This is a genomic window from Pseudarthrobacter sp. NPDC058196 (genome assembly GCF_042882685.1).
Taxonomy (GTDB): domain Bacteria; phylum Actinomycetota; class Actinomycetes; order Actinomycetales; family Micrococcaceae; genus Arthrobacter.
Genome location: NZ_JBHVVN010000030.1, coordinates 1 through 1243, shown reverse-complemented (window position 1 = coordinate 1243; position 1243 = coordinate 1). Strand labels below are relative to the sequence as shown.

At 63.9% G+C, this 1243-nt stretch carries 1 protein-coding gene; it reads right to left on the bottom strand.

Annotated features, from left to right (window positions below; all coding sequences use genetic code 11):
- Positions 1 to 32: 32 nt before the first annotated feature.
- A protein-coding gene (locus tag ACFVVC_RS22375; protein ID WP_387458518.1) for an IS3 family transposase occupies positions 33 to 1177 on the bottom strand; the annotation gives its coding sequence in 2 pieces (ribosomal slippage) (positions 33 to 901 and positions 901 to 1177; 1146 coding nt in all).
- Between the last annotated feature and the right edge of the window lie 66 nt (positions 1178 to 1243).

The window sequence follows — 1243 nt, the reverse complement described above, 5'->3', positions numbered from 1 at the left end:
GGGACTGCCCCGGCTTTTGTTGACTCGGGGTCTTAGGCCGCTGTGAGCGCGGTCCGGGTGATTGTTTCATATTCGATCGGCGTGAGTTTGCCCAGCCGTCTTTGCCGTCGCCGGCGGTGGTAGGTCCTCTCGATCCAGGTCGTGATGGCCAGCCGGAGTTCCTGCCTGGTGAGCCACCGTTGACGGTCCAGGACGTTCTTTTGCAGCAGCGAGAAGAACGATTCCATCGCGGCGTTGTCCGCGCACGCACCAACCCTGCCCATCGAGCCGGTGAGCCCGTGGTGCCGGAGGGACTCGACGAACCGGCGGGACCGGAACTGGGACCCTCGGTCCGAGTGCACCACTGTCCCTGCCGGGCGGCGTGCCCGCACCGCGTTATCCAGTGCGGCGACGGCCAGCGAGGACTTCATCCGGGAGTCCATCGAGTAGCCGACGATCCTTCCGGAGTAGACGTCCTTCACCGCGCAGAGGTAGAGCTTCCCCTCTGCGGTGGGGTGTTCGGTGATGTCCGTCAGCCACAGCTCGTTTGGCGCCACGGCGGTGAAATCCCGCTCCACCAGGTCATCGTGGACCGGTGGCCCCGGCTTCCGGTTCAGGCTCCGCTTCTTGGAGAATACGGACCAGATACCGTGGTCTCTGCACAGGCGCTGGACCCTGTTTTCGCCCGCTACGATGCCCTTCTCCGGGAGTTCGTCGGCGATGAACCGGTACCCGAATGCAGGGTCGTCAGCGTGGATGTCCCGCGCGGCGTTGACGAGGTGCGCATCAACCCAATCGCGTTCCGTCACCGGGCTGGCCCTCCACCGGTAATAGCCTTGCTTGCTGAATCCCAACACCCTGCAGGTCACCGCCACGGGGACACCGTCGGCGGCAAGATCCGTGACCAGCGGGTAGATCATTTTGGGTTGATGTCCCTAGCCAGATAGGCAGCAGCCCGGCGCAGAATCTCGTTCTCCTGCTCCAACAGGCGGTTCCGCTTCTTAAGCTCCCGCATCTCTGCCGACTCCGCCGCTGCCGGGCCGGTCCCGGATTCCTTGCGCTCGGCGATGGCAATCCAGCGCTTCAACGTCGTGACCGAAAGCCCGAAATCCTTGGCAATCTGCGCCAGTGGCGCCTCGCCCTTGCGGGCTACATCCATAACATCCTGGCGGAACTCCGCCCCATAAGCCGTGGGCATGGTCAACATCCTTCCACGAGCACAAGCTCGCTAGGTCAAGGAGTCAACAAAACCGGGGGCAGTCCC